The sequence below is a fragment of the Oceanobacter antarcticus genome (genome assembly GCF_044962685.1).
Taxonomy (GTDB): domain Bacteria; phylum Pseudomonadota; class Gammaproteobacteria; order Pseudomonadales; family Oceanobacteraceae; genus Oceanobacter; species Oceanobacter antarcticus.
Map to the genome: position 1 here is coordinate 68,665 of NZ_JBBKTX010000018.1, position 16,444 is coordinate 85,108.

At 53.8% G+C, this 16,444-nt stretch carries 15 protein-coding genes; 12 read left to right on the top strand and 3 right to left on the bottom strand.

The window, feature by feature from the left end:
* Nucleotides 1-35: 35 nt before the first annotated feature.
* Complete coding sequence (parC, locus tag WG929_RS14680; protein ID WP_416206665.1) at nucleotides 36-2,288, top strand: DNA topoisomerase IV subunit A; 2,253 nt, start codon at nucleotides 36-38, stop codon at nucleotides 2,286-2,288.
* Nucleotides 2,289-2,373: 85 nt separating this feature from the next.
* On the opposite strand, the gene rsmD is transcribed toward parC, so the two are convergent.
* On the bottom strand, nucleotides 2,374-2,925 hold the full coding sequence (rsmD, locus tag WG929_RS14685) for a 16S rRNA (guanine(966)-N(2))-methyltransferase RsmD (protein ID WP_369856300.1): 552 nt from the start codon (nucleotides 2,923-2,925) through the stop codon (nucleotides 2,374-2,376).
* Nucleotides 2,926-3,094: 169 nt separating this feature from the next.
* Here rsmD and ftsY point away from each other — a divergent pair, with 169 nt between their 5' ends.
* The 7 genes from ftsY to WG929_RS14720 all read left to right on the top strand — a co-directional run bounded on the left by ftsY (nucleotide 3,095) and on the right by WG929_RS14720 (nucleotide 10,907).
* Nucleotides 3,095-4,438, top strand: a complete 1,344-nt coding sequence (gene ftsY / locus WG929_RS14690) for a signal recognition particle-docking protein FtsY (RefSeq protein WP_416206666.1) — start codon at nucleotides 3,095-3,097, stop codon at nucleotides 4,436-4,438.
* A gap of 9 nt (nucleotides 4,439-4,447) precedes the next feature.
* Nucleotides 4,448-5,125, top strand: a complete 678-nt coding sequence (gene ftsE / locus WG929_RS14695; RefSeq protein WP_416206691.1) for a cell division ATP-binding protein FtsE — start codon at nucleotides 4,448-4,450, stop codon at nucleotides 5,123-5,125.
* The gene (gene ftsX / locus WG929_RS14700; protein WP_369856302.1) at nucleotides 5,106-6,146 is read left to right on the top strand and encodes a permease-like cell division protein FtsX; all 1,041 of its coding nucleotides are present in this window, start codon (nucleotides 5,106-5,108) and stop codon (nucleotides 6,144-6,146) included. The genes ftsE and ftsX overlap by 20 nt, the downstream gene beginning before the upstream one ends.
* A gap of 165 nt (nucleotides 6,147-6,311) precedes the next feature.
* On the top strand, nucleotides 6,312-7,184 hold the full coding sequence (gene rpoH / locus WG929_RS14705) for an RNA polymerase sigma factor RpoH (RefSeq protein WP_416206667.1): 873 nt from the start codon (nucleotides 6,312-6,314) through the stop codon (nucleotides 7,182-7,184).
* 363 nt (nucleotides 7,185-7,547) lie between these two features.
* Nucleotides 7,548-7,880 carry a CidA/LrgA family protein gene (locus WG929_RS14710; RefSeq protein ID WP_416206668.1) on the top strand — a complete coding sequence of 111 codons (333 nt, stop codon included), beginning with the start codon at nucleotides 7,548-7,550 and terminating at the stop codon, nucleotides 7,878-7,880.
* Nucleotides 7,877-8,569: an LrgB family protein gene (locus WG929_RS14715; RefSeq protein ID WP_416206669.1), complete on the top strand. Its 693-nt coding sequence runs from the start codon at nucleotides 7,877-7,879 to the stop codon at nucleotides 8,567-8,569. Before WG929_RS14710 ends, WG929_RS14715 begins: the two co-directional genes overlap by 4 nt.
* 169 nt (nucleotides 8,570-8,738) lie before the next feature.
* The gene (locus tag WG929_RS14720) at nucleotides 8,739-10,907 is read left to right on the top strand and encodes a PAS domain-containing hybrid sensor histidine kinase/response regulator (RefSeq protein WP_416206670.1); all 2,169 of its coding nucleotides are present in this window, start codon (nucleotides 8,739-8,741) and stop codon (nucleotides 10,905-10,907) included.
* On the opposite strand, the gene nudE is transcribed toward WG929_RS14720, so the two are convergent.
* Complete coding sequence (nudE, locus tag WG929_RS14725) at nucleotides 10,880-11,449, bottom strand: ADP compounds hydrolase NudE (RefSeq protein WP_416206671.1); 570 nt, start codon at nucleotides 11,447-11,449, stop codon at nucleotides 10,880-10,882. The two genes, WG929_RS14720 and nudE, sit on opposite strands and share 28 nt — an antisense overlap.
* A 44-nt stretch (nucleotides 11,450-11,493) precedes the next feature.
* Here nudE and yrfG point away from each other — a divergent pair, with 44 nt between their 5' ends.
* The 4 genes from yrfG to WG929_RS14745 all read left to right on the top strand — a co-directional run bounded on the left by yrfG (nucleotide 11,494) and on the right by WG929_RS14745 (nucleotide 15,274).
* Entirely contained in the window at nucleotides 11,494-12,180 is a 687-nt protein-coding gene (gene yrfG, locus WG929_RS14730) for a GMP/IMP nucleotidase (RefSeq protein ID WP_416206672.1), read from the top strand.
* Nucleotides 12,173-12,577, top strand: coding sequence for a ribosome-associated heat shock protein Hsp15 (gene hslR / locus WG929_RS14735; RefSeq protein WP_416206692.1), 405 nt, complete (start codon nucleotides 12,173-12,175; stop codon nucleotides 12,575-12,577). Before yrfG ends, hslR begins: the two co-directional genes overlap by 8 nt.
* Before the next feature lie 19 nt (nucleotides 12,578-12,596).
* On the top strand, nucleotides 12,597-13,472 hold the full coding sequence (hslO, locus tag WG929_RS14740) for an Hsp33 family molecular chaperone HslO (RefSeq protein WP_416206673.1): 876 nt from the start codon (nucleotides 12,597-12,599) through the stop codon (nucleotides 13,470-13,472).
* A 263-nt stretch (nucleotides 13,473-13,735) separates the two neighbouring features.
* Nucleotides 13,736-15,274 (top strand): phosphoenolpyruvate carboxykinase, encoded by a 1,539-nt coding sequence (locus tag WG929_RS14745; protein WP_416206674.1) that lies wholly within the window; start codon nucleotides 13,736-13,738, stop codon nucleotides 15,272-15,274.
* A 209-nt stretch (nucleotides 15,275-15,483) separates the two neighbouring features.
* Here WG929_RS14745 and WG929_RS14750 read toward each other — a convergent pair whose 3' ends face one another.
* The gene (locus tag WG929_RS14750) at nucleotides 15,484-16,302 is read right to left on the bottom strand and encodes a class II glutamine amidotransferase (protein ID WP_416206675.1); all 819 of its coding nucleotides are present in this window, start codon (nucleotides 16,300-16,302) and stop codon (nucleotides 15,484-15,486) included.
* Between the last annotated feature and the right edge of the window lie 142 nt (nucleotides 16,303-16,444).

A 16,444-nucleotide genomic window follows, 5' to 3' on the forward strand; every position in this document is an offset into this window, starting at 1 on the left:
ATCGCCCTACCTGAACTCAGCCGTATCCAATTCCAATGACGCAAACCAGCTATACCGATGATGGCGTAGAACGCCAGTCGCTGCGACAGTACACCGAGAATGCTTACCTCAACTACTCCATGTACGTCATTCTTGATCGTGCCTTGCCCCATGTAGGAGACGGACTCAAACCGGTACAGCGTCGTATTATTTATGCAATGAGCGAGCTGGGCCTGAAAGCAACGGCCAAGTACAAAAAATCCGCCAGAACCGTGGGGGATGTACTGGGCAAATACCACCCGCATGGTGATAGCGCCTGCTACGAAGCGATGGTATTGATGGCGCAGCCGTTTTCCTATCGTTACCCGCTGATTGATGGCCAGGGTAACTGGGGGGCACCCGACGATCCGAAATCCTTTGCGGCGATGCGTTATACCGAAGCCAAATTGTCCCCCTTTGCGGACGTATTGTTGTCCGAACTTGGTCAGGGGACGGTGAACTGGCAGCCCAACTTTGATGGCACCATGGACGAGCCGACCACCCTGCCGGCGCGTTTGCCCCATGTGTTGCTGAATGGAACAACCGGCATTGCCGTGGGCATGGCAACGGATATTCCTCCGCACAACATTCGCGAAGTGGCCAGCGCCTGCATTCACCTGCTGGATAATCCGGGTGCCAGCAGTGACGATTTGTGCCAGCTGGTACAAGGGCCTGATTTTCCCACCGAGGCGGAGATCATTACCCCGCGTGACGAGTTGCGCAAACTTTACCAATCGGGCCGTGGCAGTATCAGAATGCGAGCGGTCTACACCCGTGAAGACGGTGATATTGTGATTACCGCCCTGCCACATCAGGCTTCCGGTTCCAAAATCATGGAACAGATCGCCGCCCAGATGCAGGCCAAAAAGCTGCCGATGGTGGCTGATCTGCGGGATGAATCCGATCATGAAAATCCGACCCGGCTGGTGATTGTGCCGCGTACTCGCAAAGTGGATGCGGAAGCCGTGATGGCGCACTTGTTTGCGACCACCGATCTGGAGCGTAACTACCGTGTCAATATGAACGTTATCGGTCTGGATGGTCGACCGCAGGTAAAAAACCTGCTCACCATGCTGAACGAATGGCTGACCTATCGAACAGCAACCGTCCGTCGTCGGCTCCAGTTTCGTCTCGACAAGGTACTTGCCCGGCTGCATATCCTCGAAGGTTTGCTGGTTGCCTTCCTTAATATCGATGAAGTGATCGAGATTATTCGTCAGGAAGAGCAGCCCAAGCTGGCGCTGATGCAACGTTTTGGCATTTCGGACATACAGGCCGAAGCGATTCTGGAATTAAAGCTGCGACACCTGGCTAAGCTCGAAGAGATGAACATTCGTGGTGAGCAGGATGAACTGGAAAAGGAACGCCAGCAGTTGGAGAAGACGCTTGGCTCCGAGCGGCGGTTAAAAACCCTGATTAAAAAAGAGATCAGTGCCGATGCCGAGAAATACGGCGATGATCGTCGCTCCCCGCTGGTGCTGCGCTCAGAAGCCAGAGCGCTGACGGAAGCTGAGCTACTGAGCTCTGACCCCATCGTGGTGGTACTGTCTCAAAAAGGCTGGATACGGGCGGCGAAAGGCCATGATGTGGATCCAGAAAAGCTGAGTTACAAGTCAGGGGATGCGTTTCTTCAAGCCATTCCAGGCAAGAGTAATGAGCCCGTTGTGTTACTGGACGACACTGGTCGCAGCTATAGCCTGATTGCCCATACATTACCGAGTGCTCGTGGCCAGGGAGAACCCTTGACTGGGCATTTGAACCCTCCGGCGGGTGCGGTATTTGAGCACATGCTCATGGGGCAGGACAGTGACGAATACCTGTTATGCAGTGATGCAGGCTACGGATTTATTACCCGCTTTGTCGATATGCAAAGCAAGAACAAGGCTGGCAAGGCATTGATCACATTGCCTCCGAATGCCCGTGTGCTGGCACCAGGTCTGCTGCCTGCGGGTAGTGATGTGTGGATCGCGACGGTGACGAATGAAGGCCGATTACTGGTATTCCCGGCAGCCGATTTACCTCGGCTGGGCAAGGGCAAGGGCAATCGACTGATCAATATCAGTGCTGCTCGCGCCTCTGCGGCAGAAGAGCTGATGGTGTCGGTGCGGGCATTCCACACGACAGACACCCTGCTGGTGTATTCCGGCAAGCGTCATCTGAAATTGAAGTTCAGCGACCTGGAGCATTATCTGGGTGAACGCGGGCGGCGAGGCAACAAGCTGCCACGGGGTTTCCAGAGCGTTGACCGGCTGGATATTGTGCAACCATAAGGCTGATTCGAGCGGACAATGTGAAGTGTTGTAAGGCCACGCAGGTGCAGGGTGGCCGTACTGTATCCGTATATAAAACAACCCGTCAGTCAGTTACCACAAACAGCCGGAAACAGAACTCTTTGGTGGTTTTGCTTTTACGCTCTTGCCAGTTGGCGGGCCAGGCTGGCGCTAGCACCGTCTCGTATTCGGTGTAGATCAAGGCGCCAGGGAGGAGCGTAAGAGCGTCAATGGCGGGCTGCAGCAGGTTTTTTCCGAATGGTGGATCCAGAAACACCAGGTCAAAAGGTTGTGGATTCTGCTGCAACCAGAGTAAGGCATCACCAGCCCACACTTGGGCATGGGTTGCGTTCAGCGTCCCAAGGTTATCTTTCAGTTGAATAGCAGCCTTCGGGTGCTTTTCCAGAAAAACGACATCTTTGGCACCTCGGGACAGCGCCTCGATACCGAGCGCGCCACTCCCGGCAAAAGCGTCCAATACGCGTGCGCCTGCCACGTCAAACTGTAACCAGTTAAAGATGGTTTCACGTACTCTGTCCATGGTTGGACGCAGGCCATCCACTGCCGGGAAACGCAGCCGACGGGAACGCCATTCGCCGCCAATAATTCTCAGTTGTTGGGTGGGTGACTTGCTCACGCGGAATCTCATCAATGACTACGGATATCGGCGGATGGTATCAAGCACAGCCTGAATGTCGACATCCATATTGCAACAGGACACATCAAAAACGCTGGAATAGTGGTAGCATAGCCGCCAATTTCAGCCGTTTCCGGCTCCTCCCCCAGCCACGCTGACAGTGAACGCCATGTTTGATTTTTTTAAGCGCAAAAAGAAAAACCCGCAAGTCACCGAGTCATCGGCAGAGGCCGAGCAGATCACCAGCCCGGACGTTGTTGCTGATCCGGAATTGACCGGTATAGATAGTGATGCCGACGTTGTCGACAGCGCCCCAGCACCAGAACCGGCTGCTGCCGATGCAAAAGCGACGATTGGTAAGGCAACGGATGTTGAGTCGCCTGCCAATGCCACCGAAAATGACCGCGACACTGAATCCGTGGTTGCAAACCATGACGAAAGCCCCGAAGAGGTTATGCCTGAACCGGTTGTTGCCGGCACGAAATTGGCCCTCGCACCGGATGCTGATGAGCTGGAGAGCGACCCGATCGATACGGGCAGTCAGCTCAGTTCTGTTGTTGAAGTAGAAGTAGCACCTAAACAGGGCTTTTTTGCCCGCATCAAGGCTGGCCTGAGTCGCACTCGCAGCAACCTGACCGATGGTCTGGCTAACTTGCTGTTGGGTAAAAAGGCCATCGACGATGATTTGCTGGAAGAGCTGGAAACCCAGTTGATCATGGCGGATGTCGGTGTGGAAGCGACGGCCGATATTATGGCCCGCCTGACTGAGCGCGTTAGCCGCAAGGAACTGAAAGACTCTGATGCCCTGTACGATGCCCTGATCGATGAATTAAAAGGCGCACTGTCACCGGTCGAAGCACCGCTGACCGTGACGACCAGTAAGGCTCCCTTTGTGATTCTGATGGTGGGTATTAATGGTGTCGGTAAAACCACCACGATTGGCAAGTTGGCCCGTCAATTCCAGAGTGAAGGCAAAAGTGTGATGCTGGCTGCCGGCGATACCTTTCGGGCTGCTGCGGTGGAACAATTACAGGTCTGGGGTGAACGCAACCAGGTGCCGGTGATTGCCCAACATACCGGGGCTGATTCTGCCTCGGTGATTTTTGACGCCCTGCAAGCTGCTCAAAGCCGCAAGATAGATGTACTGATTGCGGATACAGCGGGGCGACTGCACAACAAGGACAACCTGATGCAGGAGCTGGAAAAGGTCGTTCGGGTGATGAAAAAACTGGATCCGGCAGCCCCTCATGAAGTCATGTTGGTACTGGATGCCGGTACCGGCCAGAATGCGATTAACCAGACCCGGCAATTCCTCCAGACGGTCGGTGTAACGGGGCTGACCCTGACCAAACTGGACGGTACCGCCAAGGGCGGGGTTATCTTCGCGTTGGCGAAGCAGTTTGGGATACCGGTGCGCTTTATTGGTGTCGGTGAAGGTATTGAGGATCTGCGCCCGTTTCATGCGGGTCAGTTTATCGACGCCCTGTTTCAGCGCGACAGCAGCGGAGACTGATCGATGAGCATGGTTCGCTTTGATCAGGTGAGCAAGCGTTACGCCGGGGGAAAGGAAGCGCTCAGTGGTGTCAGTTTTGAGCTGGATCGCGGTGAGTTGGCTTTTCTTACTGGCCACAGCGGGGCCGGTAAAAGCACCTTGCTGAAGCTGATGATGCTGATGGAACGTCCGTCTCGTGGTCAGGTGTTTGTTGATGGCCAGAATCTCAATCGATTGCGCCAGGGGCAGGTGCCCTATCATCGTCGCAAGGTTGGTGTGGTCTTCCAGAACCATCAGTTGCTGTTTGATCGACCGGTTTACGACAACGTTGCATTACCCTTGCAGATTGCGGGCTATTCACCACTCGACTGCGCCAGGCGAGTACGTGCCGCGCTGGATTCCGTTGGACTGTTGCATCTGGAGCAGCGTAATCCCATTGAATTATCTGGCGGTGAGCAGCAGCGCGTCGGTATCGCCCGTGCGGTTGTCAATAAACCATCGTTATTACTGGCCGATGAGCCGACAGGTAACCTCGACCCGGAGTTATCAGCAGAAATCATGAATTTGTTTGTACGCTTCCAGCAAGTTGGTGTGACGGTATTGATAGCGACTCACGATATCGCCCTGATCGAGCGTATGGGCAAGCGTCGCCTGATTCTTGATCACGGTCAGATGGGAGGTGATCTCCATGTCGGCAACGCCGGATAAAAAGCGCGGAGCGGTAGCCTCTTCCCGTCGAACCGCAGTTGGCAATCAAACAGCCCGATCGGCCGGTACCTCCTCGGGGGCATCGGCACAGAAAATCGGCATCGGACATCGTGTTGTTGCCTGGCTGGCCCATAACCAGCTGGTGGCAGTGGAGACGCTGCTGACATTACTGGCCCGTCCTGCCTCCAGTCTACTCACTTGGCTGGTTGTTGCCATCGCCTTGACGTTGCCTGGGGCGTTGTGGATGTCATTAACCAATGTTGAACAGTTAAGCGGCAATTTTCAGCAGTCTGGGCGTATCACCTTGTATTTACAGTCGGGCACAACCACCGCAGACGGGCTGGCATTGGAGCAACGGATCCAGCAGTTGGGGTCTGTTGTTGAGACTGAATATGTCAGTGCCGATCAGGCCCTGGCACAATTTAGCGAAGCCAGCGGACTGTCAAATGCCCTGGATATGCTCTCAGAAAATCCCTTGCCAGCGACCATTCTGGTCGAGCCACCACTAGGGCTGCCAGCCGAGCAGTTGCAACGCTTGCTGGAACAGCTGGAGTCGTTCCAAATTGTAGCAAGAGCACAGCTGGATATGGCCTGGTTGGAGCGATTGCGTTCCATTCTGGCGTTAGGGCAACGATTGATCTGGGTGTTGGGCATTATGCTGGCGCTGGCTATTTTGTTGGTGGTGGGCAATACCATCCGTTTATCTATTGCTGCACGGGTAGATGAAATTCGAGTGATCAAGCTGGTGGGGGGAACCGATGCCTATGTGCGCCGTCCCTTCCTTTATACCGGTTTGTGGTATGGCATGGTCGGAGGACTGCTGGCCTGGTTGATGTTGATTGGTTGCTGGCTACTGCTCAGAAATCCGGTGGCGGAGCTGTCATCCTTGTACGGTTCCGGGTTTGAGTTACAACCCTTGTCTGCCAGTGCGGCTCTGACACTGTTGCTCGGGGCCATGTTGCTGGGCTGGTTAGGTGCGTGGTGGTCGGTCAGTCGTCATCTGCACGAGATTGAGCCATGATATGCAGATGTGTGCCCGATATTGTTGCTGTGATGGAACTCAGTACTGACTTGGATGTCTGAGAAAGCCGGTGCTACACTGCCTTGGTAAATTCAGATTCTGTAGTGAATCCAGCGCAGCGTGCGTGGTCAATGGTTCGCTACCTTGTCGCTTATGGAGTATGTAATGAACAAAGGCTTGCAAGCCGTCGATGCGCTGTCTCCGGGAGCCAATCTCGAGGCTTACATCTCAACGGTTAATGCGATTCCTATTCTGAGTGTTGAAGAAGAACGTGAGTTGGCCAATCGCCTGCACTATCAGGAAGATCTGGAAGCTGCGCGCCGTCTGGTTATGGCTCATCTGCGCTTCGTTGTTCATATTGCCCGCAGTTATTCCGGTTACGGACTGAATCAGTCTGATCTTATTCAGGAAGGTAACGTTGGCTTGATGAAAGCGGTCAAGCGTTTTAATCCGGAAGTGGGTGTTCGACTGGTGTCGTTTGCTGTGCACTGGATCAAGGCCGAGATTCACGAGTTTATCTTGCGCAACTGGCGCATTGTTAAAGTGGCAACCACCAAGTCACAGCGCAAACTGTTTTTTAATCTGCGTAGCCAGAAAAAGCGTCTGGGCTGGTTGAGTCAGGATGAAGCCAAATCCATAGCAGCCGATCTGGGTGTTGAAACCCGTACCGTTTTCGAAATGGAAGGTCGTTTGAATGCTTATGATGCTGCGTTTGACGCTGGCGTTGATGACGACGACGAATCGGCCTATCAGGCTCCAGCTTACTATCTGGAAGACAAAAGTGCTGACCCGGCACTGACAGTAGAAACCGAGAATTTTGAACAGGATGCCAGTGAGCGTCTGGCCTCGGCGCTGGGTGACCTGGACGACCGGAGCCGGGCTATTCTTCAACAACGCTGGCTGAGTGACGATAAAGCCACACTGCACGAGCTGGCTGCCATGTACAACGTATCCGCTGAACGTATTCGTCAGCTGGAAAAAAATGCGATGAAAAAACTTAAAAATGCGATGGGCGGAGCCCTGGTACCGGTCGCATGATTCCGTCACATACAAGCTGAAGCATCAAAAGAGCCATCTAGGATTGGCGTGAAACAAAGAAAACGGCAGTTCAACGTTGAGCGGGCTGCCGCTTTATATATTTATCCTCCAGCTCTGTTCCGGACGGGATTCGCCAACCTGATGCAAAGCTATCCTCATAACGCATAGCCCTCTGTCTGCACCAGGTGCTGTTGTGTTGTGAGAGATTGTGACGAGGCACCAAGCCATCGCTTGGCTCTGACGGTTAATGGTACTGTTTATGTTCGATTTTGTTGCTGAGATCGTTATTTCTGCTCATTGTTTCCTGCCCAACAGCGTTTCTGAAAAACAACGTATACTCTCCATTTACTCAGGAACCTGCCCATGTCCGGCTTGCTGATTCTGCTTGCCTTTCTGATGGGCGGCACTCTTATTCAATATTGGACGTCAGCTCCGATTCCCGCTGCGATTATTGGCATGCTGTTGTTGCTGGTTTTTCTGATGATGCGGCGCAAGGTTCCAGTCGCGCTGGAAGGTATCACCAAAGTACTTGCCCCTATTTTGCCGCTGTTTTTAATCCCGGTGAGTGTTGGTATTGTCACCCATGAACAGTTGGTCCGGGAACATGGTCTGGTGCTGTTGCTTATTCTTGCGATCAGTCTGATACCTGGCACGCTGGTGTGTGGCTGGATCATGTCACACGGCAAGCGCTCATGACGGTGTTGCTGCATACTCCGTTGTTCTGGACGGCATTAACCATTGGCTGTTTTTTACTGGGCCAGCACGTGTACCGGCTGACCGGTAACCTGGTGCTGCTGCCTCCGATTCTGACTGGCTTTGGTCTGGTGATTACGACCCTGAAACTGACCGACACGCCGTACGCTGTATATATGGAAGGTGGGCGGTATCTGCACGATATGCTGGGGCCAGTTATCGTGATGCTTGCGGTGCCGCTATTCCAGCAATTAAAAGCGCTGCGCCAGGATGCTATCCGGATTGCTCTGGCGGTTACACTGGGCAGTGCTACGACATTGGCCTGTGCTTGGGGGCTGACGATCTGGTGGATTGGGGATCCGATGCTGGCGCAGACGATTCTGACCAAGTCCATTACGACCCCGGTTGCGGTTGCTATTACCAGTCAGCTGGGTGGGGATCCGTCGCTGGCGGCTGCCTTCGTTATTCTTACGGGGTTGCTGGGAGTAATTTTGATATTGCCGATTCTGACCCTGCTACGCATACGCCAGCCCGAGGCTATCGGGATAACACTGGGCGTCTGTGCTCATGCGATTGGCACCAGTCGGGCACTGGAGCTGGGTGAGCGGGAAGCCGCCTACGCGGTAACCGCCATGACCCTGACTGCCACGCTGCATGCGATTGTATTACCCCTGTTGGCCGGTCTGCTCTGAGCCAGAATTGCGAGGATCTCTTTCTTCGCTCGCGACATGTTTCGATGCATCCTATACTGGGCGGATGGGTGTACAGCGACCGGGTGCTCCTCATTCTGTCGGCCTGACCTGGTGTTTTAACCCACGTCATTGCTACTCGCGGGCGCATGATCTCGCTCAAGGAATATCGATGTCGTTTAGCTCTCGCCAACAGCTGATTCTGACTGCCACGGCCCTGATTGTGGGAGCCGGCGGCATCATGGGTGTAACGGCTTTCTTGCTTGCCAGGGGGGCTCCGGATATCAACGCGCTGAAAATACTGGCCGGCGTCGCCATACTGGTGTTGGTGTTTGTCGGTGTCTTGGTCAGTGTTATCAGTTATCACCTGACTCGCCCGGTTAGCGATCAATATAAACAGCAATTACTGCAGCAGGGTTTTACCTGGGAGCACGTCAGCGGCATTGTGCTGCGCGTCAATGTGCAGCAGCTGATTCTGGATGCCAATCCGAACTTCCAGCAGCTGTTCGATCTTCGCCCTGGCTCCTACCTTCCCAGCATTCAGCGGCGTAATGAGCGAGAGTTGGTTCAACAAAGGATCAATCAGTCTCTGAGCAGCCAGTCGATGGTTGATTTCGAGGCCAGCCTGCTTGACCGTTACGGCGAATGGGGCTGCTGGGCACTGCAGGTTCGTCCCTGGCAGCAAGACGGCAATCATCAGATGTGGCTACTGGTGACCGGTGATGACATTACCCAGCGTTATTTTATGGAAGCTCAGTTGCGCGAAGAGCAGCAACGGCTGTCGACTTATCTCAACACCATGCAAACCCTGCTGATCATTTGTGATGAAAATGGTCACGTGACGCGTATTAACCCGCAAGCACAGCAACTGCTACAAATACCGGATGAACAGATTAATGGCTATCCGCTTAGCTACCTGATCCCGAGGCAAGCCACTCTTGCGGTTGAGCGCGAATGGCAAAATCTGCTCAGCCGTCACAATGGCAGTTTGTCGCTGGAGTTTCCGGTACTGTCCTCGACGGGTAAAGAGCACACCATCAGCTGGCGTATGACGCGTCTGACCAGCGCCAATGCCATTCAGGGAGAGGTCTTGCTGGCAGGCCTGGACATCACCGAATCCGTGGCCAACCGCCTCGCCCTCGAAACAGCCAATAGCCGAATCCGCGAAGCGCTGACCGAGGCAGAGCAGGCGAACCACTCAAAGTCCATTTTTCTCGCTAACATGAGCCACGAAATTCGCACGCCCATGAACGGTATTCTGGGTGCGACCGAATTAATTCTTGATTCCAGCCTGAGCACAGAGCAACGCCACTATCTCGACATTATCTATAACTCATCGCAAACCCTGCTGGAAATCCTCAATGATATTCTGGATCTGTCAAAAATCGAATCGGGCAATCTGGAACTGGAACATATTGATTTTGATCTGAACCAGCAACTCAGTGATCTCAAACGACTGTTTGATGAACCCATCCGACGCAAGGGGCTGGCGTTTATTTATTATTACGACGGTGATATTCCTCAGTACTGGAATGGCGACCCCAAGCGTATTCGCCAGATCATCACCAACCTGATCAGTAATGCGATGAAATTTACCGAACATGGCCAGATTGAGGTGCGGGTTACCGGCAGCCAAGCGGAAGGAGTTCGCTACGATATCCATATTGCCGTCGCGGATACCGGTATCGGCATTGCCAAAAGCAAGCAGGAACAGGTCTTTTCGGCCTTCCGCCAGGCAGACAGCAGTACCAGTCGACGTTACGGAGGCACAGGCCTCGGTCTCACTATTTGTCGGCACCTGGCATCTGCGCTGCAAGGAGAAGTGGCATTACAATCCAGTCCAGGAGTGGGTAGCACATTTACCCTGCAGCTGCCGCTGCGAGCCGCCAGTCAGCCAGCGGTTAAACAACGTCCTTTGTTACAGAGCGCCGCGCTGGTGGGCCGAATATTGCTGGCCGAAGACAACGAGGTCAATCAGCGCGTTGCGTCCCGCATGCTGGAAAAGCTCGGCCTTGAATGCACCGTCGTCAGTGATGGTCGCGAGGCGTTGCAGGCGCTGCAGCAAGACACTTTTGATCTGATTCTGATGGACATCAACATGCCGGTATTGGACGGAATTCAGACCACTCGGGAAATACGACAGCTGTCGGCAGATATCAGTCAAATCCCGATTCTGGCTCTGACAGCCAATGCCATGATGGAAGACCGACAGCGCTGCCTGTCGGCGGGCATGAACGGTTTTGTCAGTAAACCCATCCGCATGGAAACTCTGCGCACCGCTTTGGTAGAACTGCTCCCCACCCAGACGTCGCCTCAGCCAGGTAGTACTTCACCCTTGTAATGCCCGGCCAGATACGCTTGCGCCAGCGCCAGCGCAGCCACTGCTCGGCCTTCTGAAAAATCGGCACGCTGATACAACGACAACAGATCGTTTAATTGCCAGGGAATCAACTCCAACGGCTCCGGCTCATCACCTTCAAGGCGAGAAGGAAACAGGTCACGGGCAAGCACCACGTCAATACCACCACTCATATAGCTGGGTGACAGACTCAAGCGTTTGAGAAATACAAACTCGCGGGCGCCATAACCAATCTCTTCCTGTAACTCCCGGTGACAGGCATCACGCATCGATTCACCCAGATCGACGGCCCCTTTGGGCAGCGTCAGCGTATAATCCTCAATACCGCCACCGTACTCCCGGATCAGTGCTACCGTATCGTCATCCAGCAACGCCACCATCATGACGGCACCAGGGCCGCCCGGCATCAAACGCTCATAAGTGCGCTCCACGCCGTTACTGAAGCGTAGCTCCAACGACTCGACACGGAACAAACGACTCTGGGCGACGATGGAGCGATGCAGGATCTGAGGTTTTTTATCCATGTCAGGCCTGTTTAAATAGCTGAAAACCTGTTGAGTATAACCCTATGCGCCCGATCGACTGGCAACAAATCGACACTGTGCTGCTGGATATGGACGGCACCCTGCTGGATCTGCATTTTGATAATTACTTCTGGCTAGAGCACCTGCCAGAGCAATACGCCCGTCACAAAGGTCTCAACAAGGCCGACGCACTGGCCGAGCTGAGCAGCAGTTTTGTTGGCCTGCGTGGCACTCTGAACTGGTACTGCCTGGATTTCTGGAGCGAGCTGACCGGCTTGCCTATCGTCGAACTGAAAAAAGATGTTGCCGACAAAATCGGTTTTCGGCCTTATGTGCGCGAATTTCTCAACACTCTGGCGCAACTCGGCAAACGTCGGGTAATCGTCACCAATGCCCATCGTGACAGCGTTGACCTCAAGCTGCAGCACACCGGCCTGGATCAATACGTTGATCGCATCATCAGCTCCCACGACTACCGTGAACCGAAAGAGCAACAAGCGTTCTGGAACCATCTGTTACAGGACGAACCCTTCGACCGGCAACGCACCCTGCTGATAGATGACAGCCTCGCTGTGCTAGAATCTGCCCAACGCTGGGGCATTCACTACCTGTTGGCAATCCACCACCCAGACAGTGAACGCGAACCAATCAGCCAGGATCAGTTCCCCGGCATTCATCATTTTGACGAACTGATCTTTGACTCACAGGACGCTGCTGACCGTGATGACTGATAACGCCATCAAAATTCGCCTCGACAAATGGCTCTGGGCCGCACGTTTTTTCAAAACCCGAGCACTGGCCAAACACGCTATTGAAGGCGGCAAAGTGCACTACGACGGTCAACGCTGCAAAGTCAGCAAGTTAGCCGATGTTGGTGCCAAACTGACCATCCGGCAGGGCTTCGACGAAAAAGAAATTGTCATCATGGCACTGTCCGATCAGCGCCGTGGTGCCCCCGAAGCACGGCTGCTCTATGAAGAAACCCCCGCCAGTATCAAGCAACGGATGGATAAGACAGAACAACGTCGGGTACTGAATGCTTCCATATCCATGCCCGACCACAAACCCAACAAAAAAGAACGTCGCGATATGCGTCGTTTTGAACAGGTCCATCAGGATCTCGGCTGAACGTTACAGGTACACCGATATGTCATACCGCAGCGCTGACCAACTGCAGCGATTTTCCTTTGATGCCGCTCCGATCCGCGGAGAAGTTGCCCACGTCAACACTACCTATCAGGATATTCTGAGCCGCCAGTCGTATCCGCTGCCCATTCGGATCGCCCTGGGGCAGTTACTGGCTGCGACCGCATTGATGAGTGCCAGTCTGAAATTCAAGGGACGACTGACCTTGCAAATGCGCCTGAGTGGAAACATCTCGTTGCTGCAAGCCGAAACCAATGAGCAAGGCCAGCTACGCGCGATTGCCCGCTACGATACCGAACAGTCGTCAGATACATTGGGCTTTGACCACGAAGGACAATTGGTGATTACCCTTGAACCTGACCAGGGACAGCGCTACCAAGGCATCACCTCGATAACAGAAGGCAATATTGCCACCGCCCTGGAAGATTATTTTAACCAGTCTGAACAACTGCCCAGCCGCTTCTGGCTCACCAGCGATGGCAATCAGGCCGCCGGATTCATGCTGCAAAAACTACCGGCCAGCCAACACAACAGTGATAACCAGCAAGAGATCGATCAGGACGCCTGGGATCGGGTGGCGCATCTTGCCGCCACGATCAAGGATGAGGAGTTGCTGACGCTGGAAAATGACCAGTTACTGCAACGCCTGTATCACGAAGAAGACGTCCGCGTATATCCTGCCACTGTGCTGTCATTTGCCTGTACTTGCTCGCGTGCCCGGCTGGCCAATGCCCTGCATCAGGTCGGTTACCAGGCATTGACCGAGATGCTGGAAGAATCTGGCAGTATTTCCATCAACTGCGAGTTTTGCCAACAACACTACGAATTCGGCCAACATGACCTGACGGAGCTGTTCCCTGAGAACAATTTGCATTAGGTTACTTCCGCCCCGGTCGCTGTTACAATTGTTACAATAATCAGAAAGCGCACCATCAGTATAAAAAATCAGCGAATATAGCGCCGGGTTATCCGGGTTATTGATCTGACCAATAGCAGGAGACTTAGCGCACACAGCATTTTCTGGCATACTTGCGCGTCTCATTGATCGAGTATCGTCTGCAGCACACAGACGGGTGTACGAATTTTTGGTAACGGCTCATATGGCCGTCCACAACTGCGAGGACCCTCCAGGGTATCGATATGACCACTGTATTCACGGATTTATCTACGCCATTTCTGGTAGAACAAGCCATTGCCCGCGGTGAGGGCCAACTGCAAGATAACGGCGCCCTAGTAGTGGAAACCGGTGTCCGTACTGGCCGCTCTCCAATGGACAAGTACATTGTAGAAGAGCCTAGCAGCAAAGACGCCATTGACTGGGGCAATATCAACCGTCCTTTTGATGCCGACAAATTCGATGCCTTGTGGGACCGCGTGGAAGAGTACCTGGCCCAACACGACAGCTTTGTTTCCCACGTCCACGTTGGCTCCGACCCGCAACATTATTTGCCGGTCAAGATGTCCACACAGACTGCCTGGCAGAACCTGTTTGGCCGCAACCTGTTTATTCTGCCTGAAAGCTACAACCCTTCTTCCAAGGAAGAATGGCAGATACTTAACGTTGCTGGCTTTGAATGCGTGCCTGAACGCGACGGTACCAACTCCGATGGTTGTGTCATTGTCAACTTCGCTCAACGAAAAGTACTCATCGCTGGCATGCGTTACGCCGGTGAAATGAAGAAAGGCATGTTTGGTGTGCAGAACTTCCTGCTGCCAGAAAAAGATGTACTGCCCATGCACTGCTCCGCCAACGTCGGTGACGACGGCGACGTCTGCTTGTTCTTCGGTCTGTCCGGTACTGGTAAAACGACTTTGTCTGCCGACCCTGAACGTTTCCTGATTGGTGACGACGAACACGGTTGGGGCAAGGGCACAGTGTTCAACATCGAAGGTGGCTGTTACGCCAAGACCATCGATCTGTCACAGAAAAACGAACCAATTATCTGGGACGCCATTCGCTTTGGTGCCATCGTTGAAAACGTTGTTATCGACAAGCAAACCCGCATTGCCGATTACACCGACACCAGCCTGACCGAAAACGGCCGCTGTGCGTACCCGCTGACCCATGTTGAAAAACGCGTTGAAGAGAACATGGCGGGCGAACCCAAAGCCGTTATCTTCCTGACCTGTGATATGACTGGCGTCCTGCCTCCGGTGTCGATCCTGACCAAGGAACAGGCTGCCTACCACTTCCTCAGTGGCTATACCGCACTGGTTGGTTCGACTGAAATGGGCGGTGTCAAAGGTCTCAAGTCGACCTTCTCTACCTGCTTTGGCGCACCTTTCTTCCCACGTCCAGCAGGCGAATACGCTGAACTGCTGATCAAGCGTGTAACGGAATTCGACTCCCAGGTTTACCTGGTCAACACTGGCTGGACTGGCGGTTCGAACGGTGCCGGTGGCGAACGCTTCAGCATTCCAACTACCCGTGCCGTCATCGCGGCGATCCAGACTGGTACCCTGCGCGACGTTGAAACTGAAGAATTGCCGGTATTTGGTCTGCGCGTTCCAACCGAACTGCCAGGTGTAGAAACCAAATTGCTGAACCCAACCAAAGCCTGGGCGGATGCAGACAAGTTTGATGCAGCAGCACGCCAATTGGCGGCTCAGTTTGTTGAAAACTTCAAGAAGTACGATGTATCGGATGCCATTCTGGCGGCAGGTCCGAAGCTGGATTAATACTGAGCTGCTATCGTATCAAAACCGCAGTCGCCGATCAGTTAAGCCTATGATCGGCTCCCCGTATTCTTACAGGATATTTCTGGGGGCGGTATTTGATCTTCTAAAAGATTTGCTGCAAGCCGACCTGAAAATAAAGCAGGTTATAAGGCAGCCGCGTCTGTCTTAACAATCTCCCCAATAGCACATTCATATCCTGGAAGATCATTTCAGGACATGCTTTCTGGCGTTCTGTCGTGAGAGTTTCCCGGCACTTCCACCTTGCCAGCGACAATCACTTCTCCCAGCTGCCACAGTTTCCATTCGCCTTGCTCGTACACATCCCAGTCTTCATCGGCAGTCAACGGCTCAGTGGCAATCACGCTCACCACGTCATTGGGGGTAGTTTCTGCCGCAAAGTCGACGGTGACATCCGCATCGGCTAGTTGCGCCGGGCCAAAGGGGGCACGGCGAGTAATACTGGCCATTTTGGTGGTGCAGAAAGTAAACAGCCAGTCGCCATTGCTCAGCAAGCAGTTGAACACCCCCTGTTGAGCGTAGTCTTCGGCCAGACTAACGAGTGTGCGAGCGAGTTGCTCAGGCATGGCATCACGGGGCAAGTTCTGGCGCAGCTGGTTCATCAGGTCGCAGAAGATTTCTTCGCTGTCGGTATCCCCAACCGCTTCATACATTCCCACCCGACGTACGAAATGCGGAATCTGGCCGTTGTGGGCGAACACCCAGTAGCGACCCCACAGTTCGCGGGTAAAGGGATGGGTGTTAGACAGATTGATCGTGCCGACGTTGGCCTGGCGAATATGGCAAATGGCGGTTTTGCTTTTGATCGGCAGCTGTGAGACAAACTCGGCGATTGGTGAGGTGGCCGATGGTTCCGGGTCGTGGAAGGTTCTTACGCCCTTGCCTTCATAAAAAGCCACCCCCCAGCCGTCCTTGTGGGGGCCGGTGTCGCCACCACGGCGGGTGAGGCCAGTGAAGCTGAAACACAAATCAGTGGGGGTGTTGGCACTCATGCCAAGCAGTTCGCACATAACGGTCGCCTGTTTTGGATCAGGGGAAGATGGGTAACAAGGATAACCTGTCTGGTGTCTGTTAAGCGCGATCAACCGTTCATCAATTGGAAGCTGCCCTCGGATTTTTTCTGGTCAGAACCGTCTACGTCTACCGCGTAAA